Genomic DNA, 18,753 nt, shown 5'->3' on the forward strand with positions numbered 1-18,753 from the left:
GCGGGGGCGGATGCGGGGACAGATTTGGATCTGTAAATTGGGTAGATAACAAATGAAAATGTGGAAGAAGGCATCCGCAGTTTGTCTGGCGAGCGCATCCCTGCTTGCCAGCCAGGCGGCCCTGGCGGTCAGTGACATGCCCGGCGGTCCCGCCGTGCGTCAGCTGAACCTGACCGAGCCGGTCACGAAGATCGCCGAACAGATTCACTGGCTGAACTGGATGATGTTGATCATCTGCACGGTGATCTTCGTTGCCGTGTTCGGCGTGATGTTCTATTCCGTGTTCACGCACCGCAAGGCCAAGGGTGCGAAGCCTGCTTCCTTCCACGAAAGCATCACGGTCGAAGTGGTCTGGACCATCGTCCCGTTCCTGATCGTGATCGCCATGGCCCTGCCCGCCACCAAGACCGTGGTGGCCATGAAGGACACCACCAACTCCGACGTCACCATCAAGGCCACTGGCTACCAGTGGAAGTGGGGCTACGACTACCTGAAGGGCGAGGGCGAAGGCATCTCCTTCGTTTCCACGCTGACCACGCCGCGCGAACAGATCAACAACGAAGCGCCGAAGTCGAACACCTACCTGATGGAAGTCGACAACGAGCTCGTGGTACCGGTCAACAAGAAGGTGCGCATCGTCACGACCGCCAATGACGTGATCCACGCCTGGATGATTCCGGCATTCGGCGTCAAGCAGGATGCGATCCCCGGCTTCGTGCGCGACACGTGGTTCAAGGCCGAGAAAATCGGCGTGTACCGCGGCCAGTGCGCCGAGCTTTGCGGCAAGGAACACGCGTTCATGCCGATCGTCGTGCGCGTGGTGTCCGACGCCGACTACACCAAGTGGGTCGACGGCAAGAAGAAGGAAATGGCCGCCAAGGCCGATGATCCGAACAAGACCTGGACGCTCGACGAAATGAAGGCGCGCGGCGAGAAGGTCTACACCGCCAACTGCGCGGTCTGCCACCAGCCGAACGGCAAGGGCGGCGGCGCGTTCCCGGCGCTGGACGGCTCGAAGATCGTGAATGGCCCGAAGGCCGGCCAGATGCACATCATGCTGGAAGGCAAGAACGCCATGCCGTCGTGGAAGCAGCTGTCCGATACGGAGCTGGCTGCAGCGATGACCTATGTGCGCAACAGCTGGAGCAACAAGACCGGCGAAGTGATCCAGCCCAGCGATTTCGTGAATGCCCGCGCCGGCAAGTTCCCCGAGGGCGGCGGCGCTGCAGGCGGCGACGCACCGAAGGCGGACGCGAAGCCCGCCAAAGACCAGGGCAGCAAGCAGGCCAGCATCGCGGGCGACCGCACCGCAGGCTGACCGGCTGAAGACAGGACAGGATTAGAGGAGCATTTGCGATGAGTACTGCTACCCCCGACGCAATCGGCCATCCGCACGATCACGCGCACGACGACCACGCGCATGATCACCCGCATGGCTGGCGCCGCTGGTTGTTCGCCACCAACCACAAGGACATCGGCACGCTGTACCTGCTGTTCGCGTTCATCATGCTGTTGTCGGGCGGCTTGCTGGCACTGCTGATCCGCCTGGAGCTGTTCGAGCCGGGCCTGCAGTTCTTCCGCCCCGAGCTGTTCAACCAGTTCACAACCATGCATGGCCTGATCATGGTGTTCGGTGCGATCATGCCGGCCTTCGTGGGTTTCGCGAACTGGATGATCCCGCTGCAGATCGGCGCGTCCGACATGGCGTTCGCGCGCATGAACAACTTCAGCTTCTGGCTGATGCCGCCGGCCGCGCTGCTGCTAGCCGGTTCGTTCTTCGCACCGGGCGGCGCCACCGCCGCCGGCTGGACGCTGTACGCGCCGCTGTCGGTGCAAATGGGTCCGGGCATGGACATGGCCATCTTCGCCATGCACATCATGGGCGCGTCGTCGATCATGGGCTCGATCAACATCATCGTGACCATCCTCAACATGCGCGCCCCGGGCATGACGCTGATGAAGATGCCGATGTTCTGCTGGACGTGGCTGATCACCGCCTACCTGCTGATCGCCGTGATGCCCGTGCTGGCCGGCGCCATCACCATGGTGCTGACTGATCGCCACTTCGGCACGAGCTTCTTCTCGGCTGCCGGCGGCGGTGACCCGGTGATGTACCAGCACATCTTCTGGTTCTTCGGCCACCCCGAGGTGTACATCATGATCCTGCCGGCTTTCGGGATCATCTCGCAGGTCGTGCCGGCGTTTGCCCGCAAGCGCCTGTTCGGCTACAGCTCGATGGTGTACGCGACTGCTTCGATCGCCATCCTGTCGTTCATCGTATGGGCGCACCACATGTTCACGACGGGCATGCCGGTGACGGGCCAGCTGTTCTTCATGTACGCGACCATGCTGATCGCGGTGCCGACGGCCGTGAAGATCTTCAACTGGATCGCGACGATGTGGCGCGGCTCGATGACTTTCGAGACCCCGATGCTGTTCTCGATCGGCTTCATCTTCGTGTTCACCATCGGCGGCTTCACCGGCCTGATGCCGGCCGTGGCGCCGATCGACATCCAGCTGCAGGACACCTACTTCATCGTGGCGCACTTCCACTATGTGCTGGTGGCCGGCTCGCTGTTCGCGCTGTTTGCGGGCTTCTACTACTGGGGTCCGAAGTGGAGCGGTTTCATGTACAACGAAACCCGCGGCCAGATCCATTTCTGGGGCTCGATCATCTTCTTCAACGTTACCTTCTTCCCGATGCACTTCCTGGGTCTGGCCGGCATGCCGCGTCGCTACGCCGACTACCCGACCCAGTTCGCGGACTTCAACGCGATCGCGTCGATCGGGGCACTGGGCTTCGGCCTGATGCAGGTGTACTTCTTCTTCTTCGTGGTGCTGCCGTCCTACCGTGGCGGCGAGAAGGCCGCGGACAAGCCCTGGGAAGGTGCCGAGGGCCTGGAGTGGACCGTGCCGTCGCCGGCGCCGTTCCACACCTTTGAAGTGCCGCCGCAAGTTCGCTAAGCACTAGTCGCAACAAGGCTTCGGGAGACGCAACGCCGTCTCCCGGGCCGGCAGGTAACACAAGATGCAGGCTCCACAAAAAAACCCATCGCAAACTGACCAGAAAGCCGCCAACCGGCGCCTGGGGCTGATCCTGTTTTCGATCGTGGTGGTTTTCTTTCTGGGGTTCTTCGCCAAGATGGTTTTCCTTGGCTGAAGCTGCGGGGTAGCGGGATGAGCGTCGATCAGAACGGGCAGAGCCAGAACCACGAAGCCGACAAGCGGTTCAACCGCGGCATGATGCTGCGGCTGATCGTGATCGTCGGCGTGATGTTCGGGTTCGGCTACGCGCTGGTACCGCTGTACAAGAAGATCTGCGATCTCACCGGGCTGAACGTGGTGACCACGCGCGAGCTGTACGGCGGATCGCTCAAGAACACGCAGGTCGACACGAGCCGCACCATCACGGTGGAGTTCGATTCGAACGCGCGCGGCCCGTTTGCGTTCCGTCCGGTGAAGAACAGCATGGAAGTGCATCCCGGCGAGATGGCGACGATCGTCTACGAAGTGGCCAACGGGCAACCGCGCGATATTTCCGCGCAGGCGATCCCGAGCTATGCGCCCAAGCAAGCCACCGAGTACTTCAAGAAGCTCGAGTGCTTCTGCTTCAAGCAGCAGACGCTCAAGGCCAAGGAAGCGCGCGAGATGCCGGTGGTGTTCGTGATCGACCCGAAGCTGCCGAAGGATGTGAAGAACATCACGCTGTCGTACACGTTCTTCGAAGTGGGTGCGCCGGTGGCGCAGGCACCGCAGGGCGAGCTGGACAGCCGGCCCGGCAACGGTAGCTGAGGACAGGTTGAACGCAGGTTGAGGCAGGACAGAGGAGACGGCGGTGGATGAACTGAAGGACGCGGTCAAACGCAAGATGTCTTTCGGGCAGACCATGCGCGCGGTGCTGTGGTCGTTCATCGGCCTGCGCAAGGGCGCGGCGCACGAGAGCGACATGGCGAAGCTGAATCCCGTGCATGTGGTCATTGCCGGGGTGATCGCGGCGGCGGTATTCATCGCGATCCTCATTACGATCGTACGCGTCGTGGTCAGTTCGGCCGCGGCGTAGCAGGGCAGGAAGTAGGGTAGACAGAAAAGCAGTGCCAACGGCAGCCTGGGAGGGAAGGCTGCCGGATGTGCCGATAACGATTGAACCAAGACTCTGAGCTGGAGATAAAAGAATGAGTGCGAATCGCGCAAACGCTCCGTACTACTTCGTACCGGGACCGTCGCGCCACCCGATCACGGCAAGCTTCGGCCTGCTGATGACCGGCGCCGGCGCAGCCGGCTGGGTGAACGGGCAGCACTGGGCGCCGTACCTGTGCGGCTTCGGCCTGCTGTGGTTCCTGTTCGTGCTCAAGAGCTGGTTCAGCGACGCCATCGGCGAATCCGAAGGGGGCATGTACGGCAAGAACATCGACCTGTCGTTCCGCTGGTCGATGGGCTGGTTCATCTTCTCCGAAGTGATGTTCTTCGCCGCGTTCTTCGGCGCGCTGTTCTACGCCCGCACCATCGCCATGCCGTGGCTTGGCGACCTCGACAACAAGATCCTGTGGCCCGACTTTGCCGCCGTATGGCCCAATAGCGGCCCGGCCGGCGTGGTCGAGAGCTTCCAGACCATGGGCCCGTGGCCGATCCCCACCATCAACACGGCACTGCTGCTGATGTCGGGCGTGACGCTGACCTGGGCGCACCACGCGCTGCTGGCCGGCAAGCGCAGCCAGGTGATCCAGGGCCTGGTGCTGACCATCCTGCTCGGCGCGGTCTTCATGTGCTTCCAGGCTTACGAGTACATGCATGCCTACTCGGAACTGAACCTCAAGCTCACCTCGGGCGTCTACGGTTCCACGTTCTTCCTGCTGACGGGCTTCCACGGCTTCCACGTGACCATGGGCGCGATCATGCTGACCGTGGTGCTGATCCGCGTGCTCAAGGGCCACTTCACCCCCGATCATCACTTCGCGTTCGAAGGCGCCGCCTGGTACTGGCACTTCGTTGACGTGGTGTGGCTGTTCCTCTACATCGTGGTGTACTGGCTGTAAGCAGCAACTTGTCGTACCCGGCGGAAGGCCTGAGCGCCTCCCGCCGCGGAACCGCAAAACAGAAGCGCCGCAGGAGGATGACCACCCTGCGGCGCTTGTTTTTTGGGGATTCCGGACCCTACGGATTCATACGGATGCCGGTGCTGTGGATCCAGCCCATCCAGTGCGAGAACAGGATGAACAGGAACAGCGCCACCGAGAAGCCGACGCGGAACATCAGCGAGCGCATCATGTTCGGCGTCCTGCCGCGGTCGCGCATCATGAAGAACAGGGCCGAGGCCAGGCTGCCGATGATCAGGAGGAAAGCGACGATGATGACAAAGCGCATGGCGGGGCAGGCTGGCCGCAATACGTGCACTACGTGTGCGTGCCGCGGGCTCGTGGGCGGAAAGTGTCATTATCTCATCGCCGGCAAGGCGCTGTATTGCCCGGCTGGAGTCGCGCGATGAAGCCGTGGCGTGCCCTCAGCCCCGTGCCGATCGTCGCGGCCGCCATCGTGATCGCAGTGACCTGCGCGCTCGGCAACTGGCAGCTCAACCGCGCACATGAAAAGATCGCGCGCGCCGCACGACTGCAGGAGCTTGCCGCGCAAGCGCCGGTGACATTGACCACGGCACCGGTGCAGGCCAATCTCACCGACCGTACCGTGCGCGTGACAGGCCGTTTCGAAGCGGACCGGACCGTCTTGTTGGATAATCGCCCCCACGGCAATGGCACCGACAGCCGCGCCGGCTTCCTGGTGCTGACGCCGCTGGTGATCCGGAGTGACGGCAGCGCTGCCCGCAGTGTGCTGATCCTGCGCGGCTGGCTGCCGCGCGATGCCCAGGACCGGACGCGCATCGCGCCATTTACGACGCCGGCCGGCGAGGTGACGATCGAAGGCACGGCACTTGCCGCGGTGCCGAAGGTCTATAGCCTCGGCCAGTCGGCCAGCGCGGAAGCCGGGAAACGGATTCGCCAGAACGTCGACCTGCCGGCTTATGCGGCCGAACTGGGCGTGACATTGCAGCCGCTCGTGATCGAGCAGCGCACCGACACTGGCGACGGCCTCGCGCGAGATTGGGCACCGGCCGACCTGGGTGCCGACCGGCATTACGGCTACGCCTTCCAGTGGTTCGGCCTGGCCGCGCTCACACTGGTGCTGGTGATCGTGCTGGGCTGGCGCCGTGCGCGGCGGCTTGCCGGTGCAGGACAACCGTAACGGCCAGCTGGCCATAAACATCGGCGTACGCCTCCGTGCGGGCGCCACGACAAACGAACGACAGACGTACGCATGCCACACCAAGACTCCGCCCCGGCCCCGGCCGGCACGGCATCTCCGCCGGACTCGCGCATCGACGCGCGCACGCGCCGCGGCCGCCTTCAGATGCTGCTGCTGCTGCTGGTGTGCGCATCGCCGGTGATCGCGTCCTACCTGACCTACTACGTATTCAAGCCAACCGGCGGCGCCACCAACTACGGCGCGCTGATCGATCCGCAGCGCCCGATGCCTCCTGTGCGCGTCGCCAACGAGCGCGCTGAGGCGGTTCCGCTCGAAAGCTTCCGCGGCAAGTGGCTGCTGGTGACCGCCGATCCGTCGGCCTGCGACGAAGCCTGCGCGAAGAAGCTGTTCACCATTCGCCAGATCCGCGCAGGGCAGGGTCAGGACCGCGAGCGTATCGTGCCGGTCTGGTTGATCACGGACGAAGGCGCGGTCGATGAGCGCCTGAGCGCGGCCTACAACGAGCCCTATGCCGGCGTGCGCTTCCTGCGCATCCCGCCCGACGTCGCGCGCCAGTGGCTGCCGGCGGCCGAGGGCAGCGGCATCGAGGACACCATCTTCCTGGTCGATCCGCTCGGCAACCTGATGATGCGTTTCCCGAAAGACCCCGATCCCAAGAAGATGAGCGGCGACCTCAAAAAGCTGCTCCGGGTTTCGCGAATCGGCTGAGGGACGACACGCATGCTGCTCCAACTCGGCATCATTGGCATCCTGATCGCGCTGTTCCCGATCTCGTACGTGCTGGTCCGCGGCGACCGCAACAAGTATCGCAAGCTGGTCTGGATCACCGCGTTCCTGACGCTCGACCTGATCATGTTCGGCAGCTTTACGCGGCTGACCGATTCCGGTCTCGGCTGCCCGGACTGGCCGGGCTGCTATGGCCACTCCAACCCGCATTCGGCCGTGGAGCCAATTCGCGCGGCCGAAACCGCGCTGCCCAGCGGCCCGGTAACGCTCGCCAAGGCCTGGATCGAGATGATCCACCGCTATTTCGCGATGGCCGTGGGCGTGCTGATCATCACACTGATGGTGCTGGCGTGGGTCAAGCGCAAGGAGTTGAAGCAATCGCCGTGGTTCGCCACGGGCGTGCTGCTGCTCGTGTGCGTGCAGGGCGCGTTCGGCGCATTCACGGTGACGATGAAGCTGCAGCCGATCATCGTCGTCACGCACCTGCTGCTCGGCATGAGCCTGCTGGCGGCACTGATCTGGCTTGGCTCGCGCAATGATCCGCGGCATCTTGTCGCACCCGAGGCTGGCGCGCTGCGCTGGCCCGCGCGCGCGGCGCTGCTGCTGCTGGTGATCCAGATCTTCCTCGGGGGCTGGGTCAGCACCAACTACGCGGTGCTGGCGTGTACGGATTTCCCGCTGTGCAACGGCAAGGTCGTGCCCGAGATGGACTTCATGCACGGCTTCACGCTGTGGCGCCAGCTCGGCATGACTGCTGACGGCGACTACATCCCGCATGCGGCGCTAGTGGCGATCCACTGGGTGCACCGCTGCTTCGCCGTGGTGGTGCTGGGCTACCTCGCGTGGTTCGGCATGCGTGCGCGCCGGCTCGAAGGGCTGGGCAGCGCGTCGCGCTGGCTGCTGGCCGCGCTGGCGCTGCAACTCGCCACCGGGCTGTCGAATATCGTGCTGGACTGGCCATTGGTCGCCGCCGTCGCCCACAACGGCGGCGCGGCGGTGCTCCTGCTGCTGTTGGTACGTCTCAACTACAATATAGGGCTCGCGACCCGACCCGCCGGCGCTGCCTCCAGCGTGCCGACCGCCGCTCGCGCCACATGAAAGACAAACTCCCTCCCGTGGTAACCGCAACACACTCCCATCCCGTGGGCCGGGTTCGTCACCTGGCCCGCCAGTATGCCGCCCTGACCAAGCCGCGCGTGACGCAGCTCGCGGTGTTCTGCGCCATCATCGGCATGTTCCTGGCTACGCCCGGCATGGTGCCGTGGCGCGTGCTGATCGGCGGCGGCGCCGGCATCTGGCTGCTGGCCGGGGCCGCGTTCGCGATCAATTGCCTCGTCGAGCAGAAGATCGACGCGCTGATGCGCCGTACCGCCTGGCGGCCGTCAGCCACCGGCGAGATCACCACCACGCAGACGCTGATCTTCTCGGCCGTCCTCGGTGGCGCCGGCATGTGGCTGCTGCACGTGTTTGCCAACGACCTGACGATGTGGCTGACCTTCGCCACATTCCTCGGCTACGCGGTCGTCTACACCATTCTGCTCAAGCCGGCCACGCCGCAGAACATCGTCATCGGAGGCCTGTCGGGCGCCATGCCGCCGGCGCTGGGCTGGGCGGCTGTTGCCAACGACGTACCTGCCGAAGCGTGGTTCCTGGTGCTGATCATCTTCACCTGGACGCCGCCGCATTTCTGGGCGCTCGCGCTGTACCGCCGCGCCGACTACGCCAAGTCCGGGCTGCCGATGCTGCCGATCACGCACGGCGAAAAGTACACGCTGCTCAACATCCTGCTGTACACGCTGGTGATGATCGCCGCGACGCTGCTGCCGTTCGTCTACGGCATGAGCGGCTACATCTACCTGGCCAGCGCACTGGTGCTCGGCGCCTGGTTCCTGAAGTATTCGTGGACGATGTACCGCAACTACTCGGACCAGCTGGCCCAACGCGCCTTCCGCTTCTCGATCCTCTACCTGTCGCTGCTGTTCGCGGCGCTGCTGATCGATCACTACTTCAAGTTCGTGCCCCAGATCTGAGCGGTCTGGAGCTTCGCGGCCTGCGGCATCTTGTCGCGGCCGCGGTGCCGCACAGCACGAATGGGCGATACTGTGTGCTGCCCTCGCCATCGCGGCGCCTCGGATTTGCCGGCGCCCCTCGACTTCCGATTTCCCATGACCAAGCCAAGCCAGCCCCACGGGCTCTTCGCCTCATTCCGCCGCTTTGCCGCGCTCGCATTCCTCGCCCTCGCCCTGGCAGCCTGCGGACAACAGAAGGCGTCTTTCCGGAACGTCGACATCAGCGGCGGGGCCGATTTCGGCAAGGATTTCTCGCTGATCGACCACAACGGCAAAGTCCGGACGATTTCGGACTTCAAGGGCAAGGTTGTCGTGATGTTCTTCGGCTACACCCATTGCCCGGATGTCTGCCCGACCACCATGGCGGAGTTGAAGGCGGTCATGGAGCAGCTTGGGCCGGATGCGGACAAGGTGCAGGTGTTGTTCGTGACGGTGGATCCGGAGCGGGATACCCAGGCGCTGTTGGCGCAGTACGTGCCGGCGTTTGATCCGCGTTTCCTGGGCATGCGACCGGCCGATGAGGCTGCGTTGCAGAAGGTGGCGAAGGACTTCAAGGTCTACTACGCCAAGGTACCGGGTACGTCGCCCAACAACTACACCATGGATCACTCGGCTGGCAGCTACGTGTTCGACCCGGAAGGGCATCTGCGGCTGTTCATTCGTCACGGCCAGGGACCAGAGCCCATCGCCCACGATATCAAGCAGTTGCTGTCCTGAGAGACGGCACGGCAATGAAAAAAGGCCGGTCCACTGGACCGGCCTTTTGCATGGCGCCTCGTTAGCGCCGGGGGTCAGGCAAACGCCTGCAACGCCCCCTTCATCTTCTTCATCGCCGCTACCTCGATCTGGCGAATACGCTCGGCCGACACACCGAATTCGTCAGCCAGTTCGTGCAGCGTCGCACCGCCCGAGCCGTCATCCTCAACGTTGAGCCAGCGTGCCTCGATAATCCGGCGGCTGCGCTCATCCAGTCGCGCCAGCGCCTCTTCGAGCCCCTCGACCTGCATACGGTCCTGGCGCTTGGCTTCCAACACGCGCGTGGGCTCGTTGTGGTTGTCCGCCAGATAGGCGATCGGCGCGAATTCCTCCTCGCCGTCATCAACCTGGCCTTCCAACGCGAGATCGCCACCCGACATGCGGGTTTCCATCTCCATCACCTCTTCCGGCTTGACGTTGAGATCGCGCGCAACGGCTTCGATCTGCTCCGGCGTGAAGGTATGGGAACCCTGTTTGTGGCTGCGCAGGTTGAAGAACAGCTTGCGCTGGGCCTTGGTGGTCGCCACCTTGACCATGCGCCAGTTCTTCAGCACGTACTCGTGGATCTCGGCCTTGATCCAGTGCATCGCATACGACACCAGGCGCACGCCCTGATTCGGGTCGAAGCGCTTCACGGCCTTCATCAGTCCGATATTGCCTTCCTGAATCAGGTCGGCATGCGGGAGGCCGTACCCGAGGTACTGGCGTGCGATCGACACCACCAGGCGCAGGTGGGACATCACCAGCTGGCGTGCGGCATCGACGGAATCATCTTCGCGCAATTCGCGCGCGAGGCGTTGCTCTTCCTCTGCGGTGAGCATAGGAATGCGATGGACGGCCTGGATATAGCTTTCCAGGTTGCCCACAGTGGCCGGGAAGGTCAATGCAAAGCTTCCGGCCTGCTTGGGCGCCGTCGGCAGACGGCTGTTCATCAGGGTTTGGTCGGCAGACAAGACTGCGTTCACTCAGTAGCTCCTTTCGCATCCGGCGTTCGGTTGCCGGCGCGCCGCTCCGGTGGGAGGGCACGGCATTGCAACACATCTTAGCACTCAAGCCGGGTGAGTGCTAATTGGAGTCCCGAAGCCGTCGATAGTTCCTGATGATCATCATATATATTCGGATAGCGTTTGGTCCCGCTAAGGCACTTACCCTGCATATCGGCGGCTTGGATATCCTCAATTAGAGGGCCCCGACACGCCTCGGTTCGCACCGCCTGGCGGGATACTGTGTTGCACCACCCGCTACACTGGCAGTGCTGGCGCACGCCACGGCCAATAAAGCCCCTACAAACCGGAGAACCTATGTCTGCCATCGAACACTTGCTCAAGCCCCATGTGCGGGACCTGGGCGATTTCACTGTGCGTCGCCTCCTGCCGGCAGCGGCGACCCAGACCATCGGCCCGTTCATCTTCTTTGATCACATGGGACCCGTGGCGATGCCGCCGGGGAAGGGCGCCGATGTGCGCCCGCATCCGCATATCGGACTGGCCACGGTCACCTATCTGTTCGAAGGCGAGATCATGCACCGCGACAGTCTCGGCAGCGAGCAGGTGATCCGGCCCGGTGACGTGAACTGGATGACGGCCGGCAACGGCATTGTGCACTCCGAACGCTCGCCCGACGCCGTGCGCGAAGCCGGCGCAAGGCTGCACGGTATCCAGACCTGGGTGGCGCTGCCCAAGGACCACGAAACTGTCGCGCCCTCGTTCTTCCATCATCCGGGCGCCACGCTGCCAAAGATTGAACAGCCGGGGGTGCGCATGACGGTGATTGCCGGAGATGCCTTTGGCAAGACTTCGCCGGTCACGGTGTTCAGCCGCACGCTGTACGTAGCGATCGAGATGGACGCCGGCGCGACCCTGGAGATTCCCGCCGAGCATGCCGAGCGGGGCGTCTACCCGGTCGACGGCAGCGTGGCGCTCGACGGCGAAACCTTGCCCTCCGAGCATCTGGTCGTGCTGACGCCCGGTCAGGCGGTGACGTTGACCGCCACGGCGCCATCGCGCGTGATGCTGCTCGGCGGCGATCCCACAGACGGCCACCGATTCATCTTCTGGAACTTCGTGGCCAGCAGTAAAGAGGCTATCGAAGCCGCTTCGCAGCGCTGGGAGGACGACCAGTTTCCCCACGTTCCCGGCGAAACGGAGCGCATTCCGCTGCCCCAGCGCAAATCCTGAGCAGCGGACGGACTGGCGCCGCTCAGAGCGGGCTTGCCCAGGCGACGCGCGTGCCTTGCTGCAGGCATTCCTGAATGGCGCGCACCTGGGTGGCGATCGGCGGCGGCACGGGCACGGCGCCGTCCAGCACCTTGCGCGTCCACGCGGCCGTTTCGGCCACGTCGCTGCCCTGCGGCAGTTCGGGCACGTCTGCGATCGAGCCGCTGGTCGGATCGACAAGGGTCTGCTGGTGCCCGTCGTGCAGCCAGTCGATGCGGCTGCTGCGGCGTGCATCGGCCACTACCTCGCCTTCGGTGCCACGCGCCAGCAGCACATTGGCAGGCTCGTGCGAGAAATAGTCGGTCAGCGTCTCGCGGTATTCGGGGTGCGTGTAGCTGTACAGGCGCAGCGCCTCGGCTGGCGAGTGCGAACCCACCGGCTGCAGCATCTTGGCCACCGTGTGCGAGGAATTGCGCAGGCCGATGACATTGCGCCGGTCCAGCAACTGCGACAGGCCCGGCGACAGCACGTCCACGGGCACCACGGCCAGCGGCCCATGGGCGCCGTCGCCATCGCGCAGGCGCGCAGCGGCTTCGTCCGTGGATGCACACAGCGGCACGCCGAGCGCCTCGAACAAGGTCATGCTCGTCACGCGGCCCTGGAATGTGCGGGAACCATGCACCAGCACCGGCACATTCTCGCGCGCGAGCAACAGAGCCAGGAGTGGCACCAAATTGGGCTGCTTGCGCGCGCCGTTGTAGCTCGGGACGACCACGACCTGGCGATCTCCCGGTGCGGCCAGCGGGCGGCAGTGCGCGTGCGCGGCTTCGAGCATGCCGGCCAGTTCGTGCGGCGCCTCGCCCTTGATGCGATACGCCATCAGCACCGCACCCAGTTCCAGGTCCGACACGCGGCCGGCCAGCATGGCGTCGAACAGTGTCTGCGCGTCTTCGCGCGGCAGCGCACGGGCGCCGTTCACGCCGCGGCCGATTTCCTTGATGTAGCGGGCCGCGGGGAAGGCGTCCGCGGCGGGAGTGGCGGAGGAAGTGGTCATGGGCGTGTTGTGTGGGGATGGGATTCCGCTTCATGATAGCGGAGCACCGCCGCCACGCCCATGACGGGCGGGCGTTCGGTGGCCGTTCAGGCCGCTTCCTGCAACGCCGGGTTGCGCTGCTTGCGGTAGAGGAAGTCGAGCACCGCCGTGCGGCACGCATGGTAGCCCTTGTCCTCGGCCAGCGCCACGCGGTCGCGTGGTCGCGGCAGGCCAACGCTGAGGATCTCGCCGATCGTCGCCGCCGGGCCGTTGGTCATCATCACGATGCGGTCGGCCAGCAGCACGGCCTCGTCCACGTCGTGCGTGACCATGACCACGGTGCTGCGGGTCTGTTCGACAATCTTCAGCAGCGCATCCTGCAGGTGCGCGCGCGTGAGCGCGTCGAGCGCGCCGAACGGTTCATCCATCAACAGCACCTTGGGTGCCATGGCGAGCGCGCGCGCAATGCCGACGCGCTGCTTCATGCCGCCCGAGATCTCGTGCGGATACTTGCCTTCCGCGTGGGTCAGGCCCACCAGCGCCAGCGTGTCATGTGTGCGTGCCTTCAGTTGCGCCTTGCTCTCGCTGCCGCCAAAGACGCGCTCCACGCCCAGATGGACGTTATCGAAGCAGGTCATCCACGGCAGCAGCGAGTGATTCTGGAACACCACGGCGCGCTCGGGACCGGGGCCCGCGATTTCCCGGCCCGCGCAGATGAGCGCCCCGGTAGTCGGCGTGGCAAGCCCGGCGATCAGGTTCAGCAGCGTGGACTTGCCGCAGCCCGAATGGCCGATCAGCGTGATGAACTCTCCCTGTGCGATCTGCAGGTTGATGTCGCGCAGCGCCACGAACGGCCCCTTGCGTGTCTTGAAGGTCTGCCCGACGTTTTCGATGCTGACGAACTTTTCCATGGCGATGTCCGGTTGGGTTGGCGCGCGGGGCAGTCAGTTGTTGCCGTAGTTGAAGCGCCGGGCCAGCGCCAGCAGCGCATGTTCCAGCAGCAGGCCGATGATGCCGATTACGAAGATCGCGATGACGATGTGCTCGACCTTCAGGTTGTTCCATTCGTCCCACAGCCAGAAGCCGATGCCGGTGCCGCCGGTCAGCATCTCCGCGGCCACGATTACGAGCCATGCAGTGCCGATCGACAGCCGCACGCCGGTCAGCATGTAGGGCAGCACGGCGGGGAACAGCACGCGCGTGAATACCTTCCATTCCGACAGGTCGAGCACGCGCGCCACGTTCAGGTAGTCCTGCGGCACACGGGTGACGCCGACCGCGGTGTTGATCACCATCGGCCAGATCGAGCAGATGAAGATGGCCCAGATCGCGGCCGGGTTTGCAGCCTTGAATAGCAGCAGCCCGATCGGCAGCCATGCCAGCGGCGAAACCGGCCGCAGCAGGCTGATCACGGGCGACGCCATCGCGTTCAGGAAGGCGAAGCGTCCGAGGATGAAGCCCGCCGGGATGCCGATCAGCGCCGCGAGCCCGAAGCCGGCGCCGACGCGAGCAAGCGATGCCAGCACGTTCCAGCCGACGCCCTGGTCATTGGGGCCATTGCGGTAGAACGGATCGGCGAAGAGCGGCACAGCGGCGTTCCAGGTGGCGCCCGGAGTGGGAATGGCGGGGATCATCGTGGCGATGCCGTGCCACGCCAGCACGAACAGCGCGAAGCCCAGCAGCGGCGGTACGCCTCTCAGCACGACCCCGCGCAGTACATCGCGCCGTTCGGCACGGCGGGCCTGCGCTTCGATTTCCAGCGCACGTCGCCGCGCGCGTTCGCCGGCATCGGGGTCGGCCTTCAGGCCGGTAGCGCCTTCCGGCGCGGGTCTGGCGATGGCATTCACGTCTGGCTCCTTAAATCAGGGGCAATCCGAAACAATGGCGGCAGCCTGCGCATCAGGCCTTGATCTTGAAGCCGTCGGCGTAGGCCTTCGGGTCCCGGGTGGCATCCCACACCACGCCGTCGATCAGCTTCGCGGTGCGGAAGTCGCTCTTGGGCAGCGGCACTTGCGCTGCCGTGGCGGCCTGCTTGTAGATGTCGATGCGGTTGACCTGCTTCGCCACTCCCAGATAATCGGGATGCTCCTTGAGCAGGCCCCAGCGCTTGTGCTGCGTCAGGAACCACATGCCGTCCGACAGGAACGGGAAGTTGGCCGAACCGTCCTGGTAGAACTTCATCGAGTCGGGGTCATCCCACGTCTTGCCCAGGCCATTGCTGTAGCGGCCCAGCATGCGGTCCAGGATGATGTCCATGTCGGTGTTGACGTAGGACTTGGCGGCGATGGTCTCGGCCGTCTTGCGGCGGTTCGACGCCGAGGCGTCGATGAATTTCGATGCCTCCAGCACCGCCGCCACCATGGCGCGCGCGGTGTTCGGGTACTTCTGCACGAATTCGGCGGTGGTGCCGAGCGTCTTCTCGGGATGGTCCTTCCAGATCGCCTGCGTCGTTTCCACCGTGAAGCCGATCTTGTCGGCAATCGCGCGCGCGCCCCAGGGCTCGCCCACGCAGAAGCCGTCCATATTGCCCACGCGCATATTGGCGACCATCTGCGGCGGCGGCACGGTGATCGCCTTGGCGTCCTGCATCGGATTGATGCCGTTGGCCGCCAGCCAGTAGTACAGCCACATCGCGTGCGTGCCGGTCGGGAAGGTCTGCGCGAACGTGTATTCACGCTTTTCCTTGCTCATCAGCGCCTTCAGGCTGGCGCCGTCCTTCGCGCCTTTCTCGGCCAGCTTCGACGACAGCGTGATGGCCTGTCCGTTGTGGTTCAGGCTCATCAGCACGGCCATGTCCTTCTTCGGGCCGCCGATACCGAGCTGCACGCCATAGATCAGGCCGTACAGCACATGCGCCGCGTCGAGTTCGCCATTGACGAGCTTGTCGCGCACGCCGGCCCAGGACGCTTCCTTGCTCGGCGTGATCTTGATGCCGTACTTCTTGTCGAACCCGAGCGCGGCCGCCATGACGACCGACGCGCAGTCCGTCAGCGGGATGAAGCCGATGCGTACCTCGGGTTTCTCGGGCGCATCCGACCCCGCCGCCCACGCCCCGGCACGCACCAGCGGATCGACCAGCGTCATCACGCTGGCCCCGGCGATCGAGGCGAGCGCGCGGCGGCGGCCGCTGCTCGCCGGCGCCGCATCGGGAGCGGCGAGGGTGGTGTCGACTGCGGCGGGCAGCGGTTTGGCAATCCTGAGGCGAGAGGGCATTGCTGGGCTCCAAGAAAAAAGGCGTCCCGATCCGCAGCCCGTTTCGCCAGAAGACGGGGGCGGTTCAGGACGCCGTTGTCCGTGGCGTGGCGCGGCCCGCGTTGGCCATGCCCGCCTGAATTGTGATCGGCCCTCGTTGGCCGACGCATCGATAACGCAATGGCTGTGCCAGCACTCAACGCAGGAAAAAGAGGACTTCGCGGACGAGCGATATCTGCCGGCCGCGCAGGCCGGGCCGGGGGAAAGCGCCCCGATCAGGGAGCAGCGCCAGAATTGTGCATTGCACCAGCCCCGTGCCACGCAGGCACCGGTTGCGGATGCTCAGCCCATCACGTCGATCACGCGCTGGGCGGCATCCACGAGCTTGATGCCGCGTTCCATGGCCATGCTGCGCAGGCGCTTGTAGGCCTCGTCCTCGGTGATGCCTCGCGCCTGCATCAGCAGGCCCTTGGCGCGCTCCACCACCTTTCGCTCAGCCAGCTTCAGACGGGTCGCGTCGAGTTCGGCGCGAAGCTGCTGGTCAATTTCGAAGCGCGCATAGGCGACATCGAGCACGGTCTTCACGCGCTCGGCGCGTAGGCCGTCGACGATATAGGCCGTGATGCCGGCCGACAGCGCGGCCTTGATGCGCCGGGCGTCGTCATTGTCGGTGAACAGCACGATCGGGCGCGGCGCGTGCTGCGTGGACACGCAAACATGCTCGACGGTATCGCGCGCGGCGGACTCGGACGCGATGATGATCAGATCCGGCTGCCTGGCTGTGATGACATCGGGTAGGCGCAGGTCGGCGTCGACGGTCTCGATGTCCGTAAAGCCGGTGCTGACCAGGCCCGCGCGGATGGTTTCCACATTGAGCGGATCAGCATCGTGTGGGTCGCGCACCAGCAGGATGCGCAGCGTGCGGTTGGCTGGCGCGGCGCCCTGTGGAGGCAGGCTGGAAGAAGGGGGCGGGTGGCGGCGAGTCATGACTTGTCGTGGGTTGCCCCGCGTTATGCAAGATCCGCGCCGGGCGGTCAATCCGTCACGCCGGCTTGCGCATCGGGGCTTACCCATAATCACTGTATGCCGTCGTACGCAGGCTGGCGGGCAGGTGTATGCTGTTGCCCTGCTGCGCCCGGGCGGTGTCTGCTGGCGACACTGGTCGCCTGTGCGCAGGAATATCAGAACAAGCCTGGAGAGATGCATGACCGAATTCGTTTTTGCCCCGCCGGCACCCGTTGGCGTGCCCGTGCGCGGCAGCAACGCTAGCTTCCCGGTGCGCCGCGTGTATTGCGTCGGCCGCAACTATGCCGCCCATGCCCGCGAAATGGGCTCGGACCCCGATCGCGAGCCGCCGTTCTTCTTCTGCAAGCCGTCGGACGCGGTCAGCTACGTGGCGGACGGCACCGAGGGCACCTTCCCATATCCGCCGGGCACCAGCAACGTCCACTATGAGGTGGAACTGGTCGTGGCGATCGGCAAGGGCGGCAAGGACATTTCGGTCGAGCAGGCAGCCAGCCACGTGTTCGGCTACGCCGTGGGCCTCGATATGACGCGCCGCGACCTGCAGAACGAATCGAAGAAGACCGGCCGCCCCTGGGAGACCGGCAAGGCGTTCGACCGCTCGGCGCCGATCGGCCCGATCGTGCCGGTGTCGGCCATCGGCCATCCGGAAAAGGGCGAGGTCACGCTGTCCGTCAACGGCGCCGAGAAGCAGCGCGGCGACCTGTCCGACCTGATCTGGTCGGTGCCGGAGATGGTGTCGTACCTGTCGAAGCTGTTCGAACTGCAGCCGGGCGACCTGATCTTCAGCGGCACGCCCGAAGGCGTGGGCCCGGTAGTCAAGGGCGACGTCATGCAGTGCCATGTCGGCGGCGTGGGCGACCTGACCATCAAAGTGGTCTGAACCGATGAAGCTCTACAGCTATTTCCGCAGCTCGGCGTCCTATCGCGTGCGTATCGCGCTGGAGCTGAAGGGCCTGCCGTACGAGTACGTGCCCGTGCACCTGCTCAAGGACGGTGGCCAGCAGTTGCTGCCCGAGTTCCGCGCGGTGAATCCTGACGGACTCGTGCCGGCGCTGGTGCTCGACGATGGCAACGTGCTGCAGCAGTCCGTGGCCATGATCGAGTATCTGGATGAGATCCATCCAGAACCGAAGCTGCTGCCCGGCAATGCACTCGACCGCGCCTACGTGCGCGGCCTTGCGCTGGAGGTCGCGTGCGAGATCCATCCGCTGAACAACCTGCGCGTGCTGAAGTACGTCAAGCGCACGCTGGGCGTCGCCGACGAGGCGAAGGACGCGTGGTATCGCCACTGGATCGAACTGGGCTTCGCCTCGTTCGAAGCCAATCTGGAACGCCAGGGCAAGGCCGGCCGCTTCTGCTTCGGCGATACGCCGACGCTGGCCGATATCTGCCTGGTGCCGCAGGTGTTCAACGCGCAGCGCTTCAATATCGACGTGAGCCGCTACCCGACCATCGCGCGGATCCAGGAAGCGTGCATGGAACTGCCGGCGTTCCAGAAGGCCCAGCCGAAGGAACAGCCTGACGCGGAGTGATGCGCGCG

General features: G+C 64.8%; 21 protein-coding genes. 14 read left to right on the forward strand and 7 right to left on the reverse strand.

What is annotated here, in order from left to right:
- Positions 1-52: 52 nt before the first annotated feature.
- From coxB to ACIGJG_RS01620, 6 genes are all read left to right on the forward strand, one after another.
- Positions 53-1,318, forward strand: coding sequence for a cytochrome c oxidase subunit II (gene coxB, locus ACIGJG_RS01595; RefSeq protein ID WP_011296504.1), 1,266 nt, complete (start codon positions 53-55; stop codon positions 1,316-1,318).
- A gap of 38 nt (positions 1,319-1,356) precedes the next feature.
- The gene (ctaD, locus tag ACIGJG_RS01600; RefSeq protein WP_220631240.1) at positions 1,357-2,964 is read left to right on the forward strand and encodes a cytochrome c oxidase subunit I; all 1,608 of its coding nucleotides are present in this window, start codon (positions 1,357-1,359) and stop codon (positions 2,962-2,964) included.
- 64 nt (positions 2,965-3,028) lie between these two features.
- The gene (locus ACIGJG_RS01605) at positions 3,029-3,160 is read left to right on the forward strand and encodes a cytochrome oxidase small assembly protein (RefSeq protein ID WP_219916587.1); all 132 of its coding nucleotides are present in this window, start codon (positions 3,029-3,031) and stop codon (positions 3,158-3,160) included.
- A gap of 17 nt (positions 3,161-3,177) precedes the next feature.
- Complete coding sequence (locus ACIGJG_RS01610) at positions 3,178-3,792, forward strand: cytochrome c oxidase assembly protein (RefSeq protein ID WP_011296506.1); 615 nt, start codon at positions 3,178-3,180, stop codon at positions 3,790-3,792.
- Positions 3,793-3,835: 43 nt separating this feature from the next.
- Positions 3,836-4,060: a DUF2970 domain-containing protein gene (locus ACIGJG_RS01615; RefSeq protein ID WP_011296507.1), complete on the forward strand. Its 225-nt coding sequence runs from the start codon at positions 3,836-3,838 to the stop codon at positions 4,058-4,060.
- A gap of 112 nt (positions 4,061-4,172) precedes the next feature.
- Positions 4,173-5,033, forward strand: a complete 861-nt coding sequence (locus ACIGJG_RS01620) for a cytochrome c oxidase subunit 3 (RefSeq protein ID WP_011296508.1) — start codon at positions 4,173-4,175, stop codon at positions 5,031-5,033.
- Between the two features lie 118 nt (positions 5,034-5,151).
- Here ACIGJG_RS01620 and ACIGJG_RS01625 read toward each other — a convergent pair whose 3' ends face one another.
- Complete coding sequence (locus tag ACIGJG_RS01625) at positions 5,152-5,361, reverse strand: twin transmembrane helix small protein (protein ID WP_011296509.1); 210 nt, start codon at positions 5,359-5,361, stop codon at positions 5,152-5,154.
- Between the two features lie 117 nt (positions 5,362-5,478).
- Here ACIGJG_RS01625 and ACIGJG_RS01630 point away from each other — a divergent pair, with 117 nt between their 5' ends.
- The 5 genes from ACIGJG_RS01630 to ACIGJG_RS01650 all read left to right on the forward strand — a co-directional run bounded on the left by ACIGJG_RS01630 (position 5,479) and on the right by ACIGJG_RS01650 (position 9,767).
- A complete protein-coding gene (locus tag ACIGJG_RS01630; RefSeq protein ID WP_483672677.1) occupies positions 5,479-6,234 on the forward strand; it encodes an SURF1 family protein in 756 nt (251 codons plus the stop codon).
- Positions 6,235-6,306: 72 nt separating this feature from the next.
- Positions 6,307-6,963, forward strand: coding sequence for an SCO family protein (locus ACIGJG_RS01635; RefSeq protein WP_011296511.1), 657 nt, complete (start codon positions 6,307-6,309; stop codon positions 6,961-6,963).
- Between the two features lie 12 nt (positions 6,964-6,975).
- On the forward strand, positions 6,976-8,079 hold the full coding sequence (locus ACIGJG_RS01640) for a COX15/CtaA family protein (RefSeq protein WP_011296512.1): 1,104 nt from the start codon (positions 6,976-6,978) through the stop codon (positions 8,077-8,079).
- The gene (gene cyoE, locus ACIGJG_RS01645; protein WP_011296513.1) at positions 8,076-9,011 is read left to right on the forward strand and encodes a heme o synthase; all 936 of its coding nucleotides are present in this window, start codon (positions 8,076-8,078) and stop codon (positions 9,009-9,011) included. The genes ACIGJG_RS01640 and cyoE overlap by 4 nt, the downstream gene beginning before the upstream one ends.
- Positions 9,012-9,146: 135 nt before the next feature.
- On the forward strand, positions 9,147-9,767 hold the full coding sequence (locus ACIGJG_RS01650) for an SCO family protein (protein WP_041679454.1): 621 nt from the start codon (positions 9,147-9,149) through the stop codon (positions 9,765-9,767).
- Between the two features lie 74 nt (positions 9,768-9,841).
- Here the strand turns inward: ACIGJG_RS01650 and rpoH are convergent, their stop codons facing one another.
- Complete coding sequence (gene rpoH / locus ACIGJG_RS01655; protein ID WP_011296515.1) at positions 9,842-10,771, reverse strand: RNA polymerase sigma factor RpoH; 930 nt, start codon at positions 10,769-10,771, stop codon at positions 9,842-9,844.
- Between the two features lie 336 nt (positions 10,772-11,107).
- Here rpoH and ACIGJG_RS01660 point away from each other — a divergent pair, with 336 nt between their 5' ends.
- Positions 11,108-11,983 carry a pirin family protein gene (locus tag ACIGJG_RS01660; protein WP_140949324.1) on the forward strand — a complete coding sequence of 292 codons (876 nt, stop codon included), beginning with the start codon at positions 11,108-11,110 and terminating at the stop codon, positions 11,981-11,983.
- Positions 11,984-12,005: 22 nt separating this feature from the next.
- Here the strand turns inward: ACIGJG_RS01660 and ybiB are convergent, their stop codons facing one another.
- The 5 genes from ybiB to ACIGJG_RS01685 form a co-directional block, all read right to left on the reverse strand.
- Complete coding sequence (gene ybiB / locus ACIGJG_RS01665; RefSeq protein WP_483672678.1) at positions 12,006-13,016, reverse strand: DNA-binding protein YbiB; 1,011 nt, start codon at positions 13,014-13,016, stop codon at positions 12,006-12,008.
- An 86-nt stretch (positions 13,017-13,102) separates the two neighbouring features.
- Positions 13,103-13,906: an ABC transporter ATP-binding protein gene (locus tag ACIGJG_RS01670; RefSeq protein ID WP_011296518.1), complete on the reverse strand. Its 804-nt coding sequence runs from the start codon at positions 13,904-13,906 to the stop codon at positions 13,103-13,105.
- A gap of 33 nt (positions 13,907-13,939) precedes the next feature.
- The gene (gene ntrB, locus ACIGJG_RS01675) at positions 13,940-14,842 is read right to left on the reverse strand and encodes a nitrate ABC transporter permease (RefSeq protein WP_011296519.1); all 903 of its coding nucleotides are present in this window, start codon (positions 14,840-14,842) and stop codon (positions 13,940-13,942) included.
- A 52-nt stretch (positions 14,843-14,894) separates the two neighbouring features.
- Positions 14,895-16,208: a CmpA/NrtA family ABC transporter substrate-binding protein gene (locus ACIGJG_RS01680; RefSeq protein ID WP_011296520.1), complete on the reverse strand. Its 1,314-nt coding sequence runs from the start codon at positions 16,206-16,208 to the stop codon at positions 14,895-14,897.
- Between the two features lie 321 nt (positions 16,209-16,529).
- Positions 16,530-17,174: an ANTAR domain-containing response regulator gene (locus tag ACIGJG_RS01685; RefSeq protein ID WP_011296521.1), complete on the reverse strand. Its 645-nt coding sequence runs from the start codon at positions 17,172-17,174 to the stop codon at positions 16,530-16,532.
- A gap of 217 nt (positions 17,175-17,391) precedes the next feature.
- On the opposite strand from ACIGJG_RS01685, the gene ACIGJG_RS01690 reads away from it, so the two are divergent.
- Positions 17,392-18,093, forward strand: a complete 702-nt coding sequence (locus tag ACIGJG_RS01690; RefSeq protein ID WP_011296522.1) for a fumarylacetoacetate hydrolase family protein — start codon at positions 17,392-17,394, stop codon at positions 18,091-18,093.
- Positions 18,094-18,097: 4 nt separating this feature from the next.
- Complete coding sequence (maiA, locus tag ACIGJG_RS01695) at positions 18,098-18,745, forward strand: maleylacetoacetate isomerase (RefSeq protein ID WP_011296523.1); 648 nt, start codon at positions 18,098-18,100, stop codon at positions 18,743-18,745.
- Positions 18,746-18,753 lie beyond the last annotated feature (8 nt).

This window comes from Cupriavidus sp. C1SS-2L (genome assembly GCF_057073735.1).

Coding starts and splice junctions, on each gene's coding strand:
- cyoE (WP_011296513.1), top strand. CDS start 8,076: ATGAAAGACAAACTCCCTCCCGTGGTAACCGCAACACACTCCCATCCC.
- ACIGJG_RS01680 (WP_011296520.1), bottom strand. CDS start 16,208: ATGCCCTCTCGCCTCAGGATTGCCAAACCGCTGCCCGCCGCAGTCGAC.
- ACIGJG_RS01690 (WP_011296522.1), top strand. CDS start 17,392: ATGACCGAATTCGTTTTTGCCCCGCCGGCACCCGTTGGCGTGCCCGTG.
- maiA (WP_011296523.1), top strand. CDS start 18,098: ATGAAGCTCTACAGCTATTTCCGCAGCTCGGCGTCCTATCGCGTGCGT.
- ACIGJG_RS01610 (WP_011296506.1), top strand. CDS start 3,178: ATGAGCGTCGATCAGAACGGGCAGAGCCAGAACCACGAAGCCGACAAG.
- coxB (WP_011296504.1), top strand. CDS start 53: ATGAAAATGTGGAAGAAGGCATCCGCAGTTTGTCTGGCGAGCGCATCC.
- ybiB (WP_483672678.1), bottom strand. CDS start 13,016: ATGACCACTTCCTCCGCCACTCCCGCCGCGGACGCCTTCCCCGCGGCC.
- ACIGJG_RS01620 (WP_011296508.1), top strand. CDS start 4,173: ATGAGTGCGAATCGCGCAAACGCTCCGTACTACTTCGTACCGGGACCG.
- ACIGJG_RS01605 (WP_219916587.1), top strand. CDS start 3,029: ATGCAGGCTCCACAAAAAAACCCATCGCAAACTGACCAGAAAGCCGCC.
- ACIGJG_RS01635 (WP_011296511.1), top strand. CDS start 6,307: ATGCCACACCAAGACTCCGCCCCGGCCCCGGCCGGCACGGCATCTCCG.
- ACIGJG_RS01670 (WP_011296518.1), bottom strand. CDS start 13,906: ATGGAAAAGTTCGTCAGCATCGAAAACGTCGGGCAGACCTTCAAGACA.
- ACIGJG_RS01640 (WP_011296512.1), top strand. CDS start 6,976: ATGCTGCTCCAACTCGGCATCATTGGCATCCTGATCGCGCTGTTCCCG.
- ACIGJG_RS01650 (WP_041679454.1), top strand. CDS start 9,147: ATGACCAAGCCAAGCCAGCCCCACGGGCTCTTCGCCTCATTCCGCCGC.
- ACIGJG_RS01630 (WP_483672677.1), top strand. CDS start 5,479: ATGAAGCCGTGGCGTGCCCTCAGCCCCGTGCCGATCGTCGCGGCCGCC.
- ctaD (WP_220631240.1), top strand. CDS start 1,357: ATGAGTACTGCTACCCCCGACGCAATCGGCCATCCGCACGATCACGCG.
- ACIGJG_RS01685 (WP_011296521.1), bottom strand. CDS start 17,174: ATGACTCGCCGCCACCCGCCCCCTTCTTCCAGCCTGCCTCCACAGGGC.
- ACIGJG_RS01625 (WP_011296509.1), bottom strand. CDS start 5,361: ATGCGCTTTGTCATCATCGTCGCTTTCCTCCTGATCATCGGCAGCCTG.
- ACIGJG_RS01660 (WP_140949324.1), top strand. CDS start 11,108: ATGTCTGCCATCGAACACTTGCTCAAGCCCCATGTGCGGGACCTGGGC.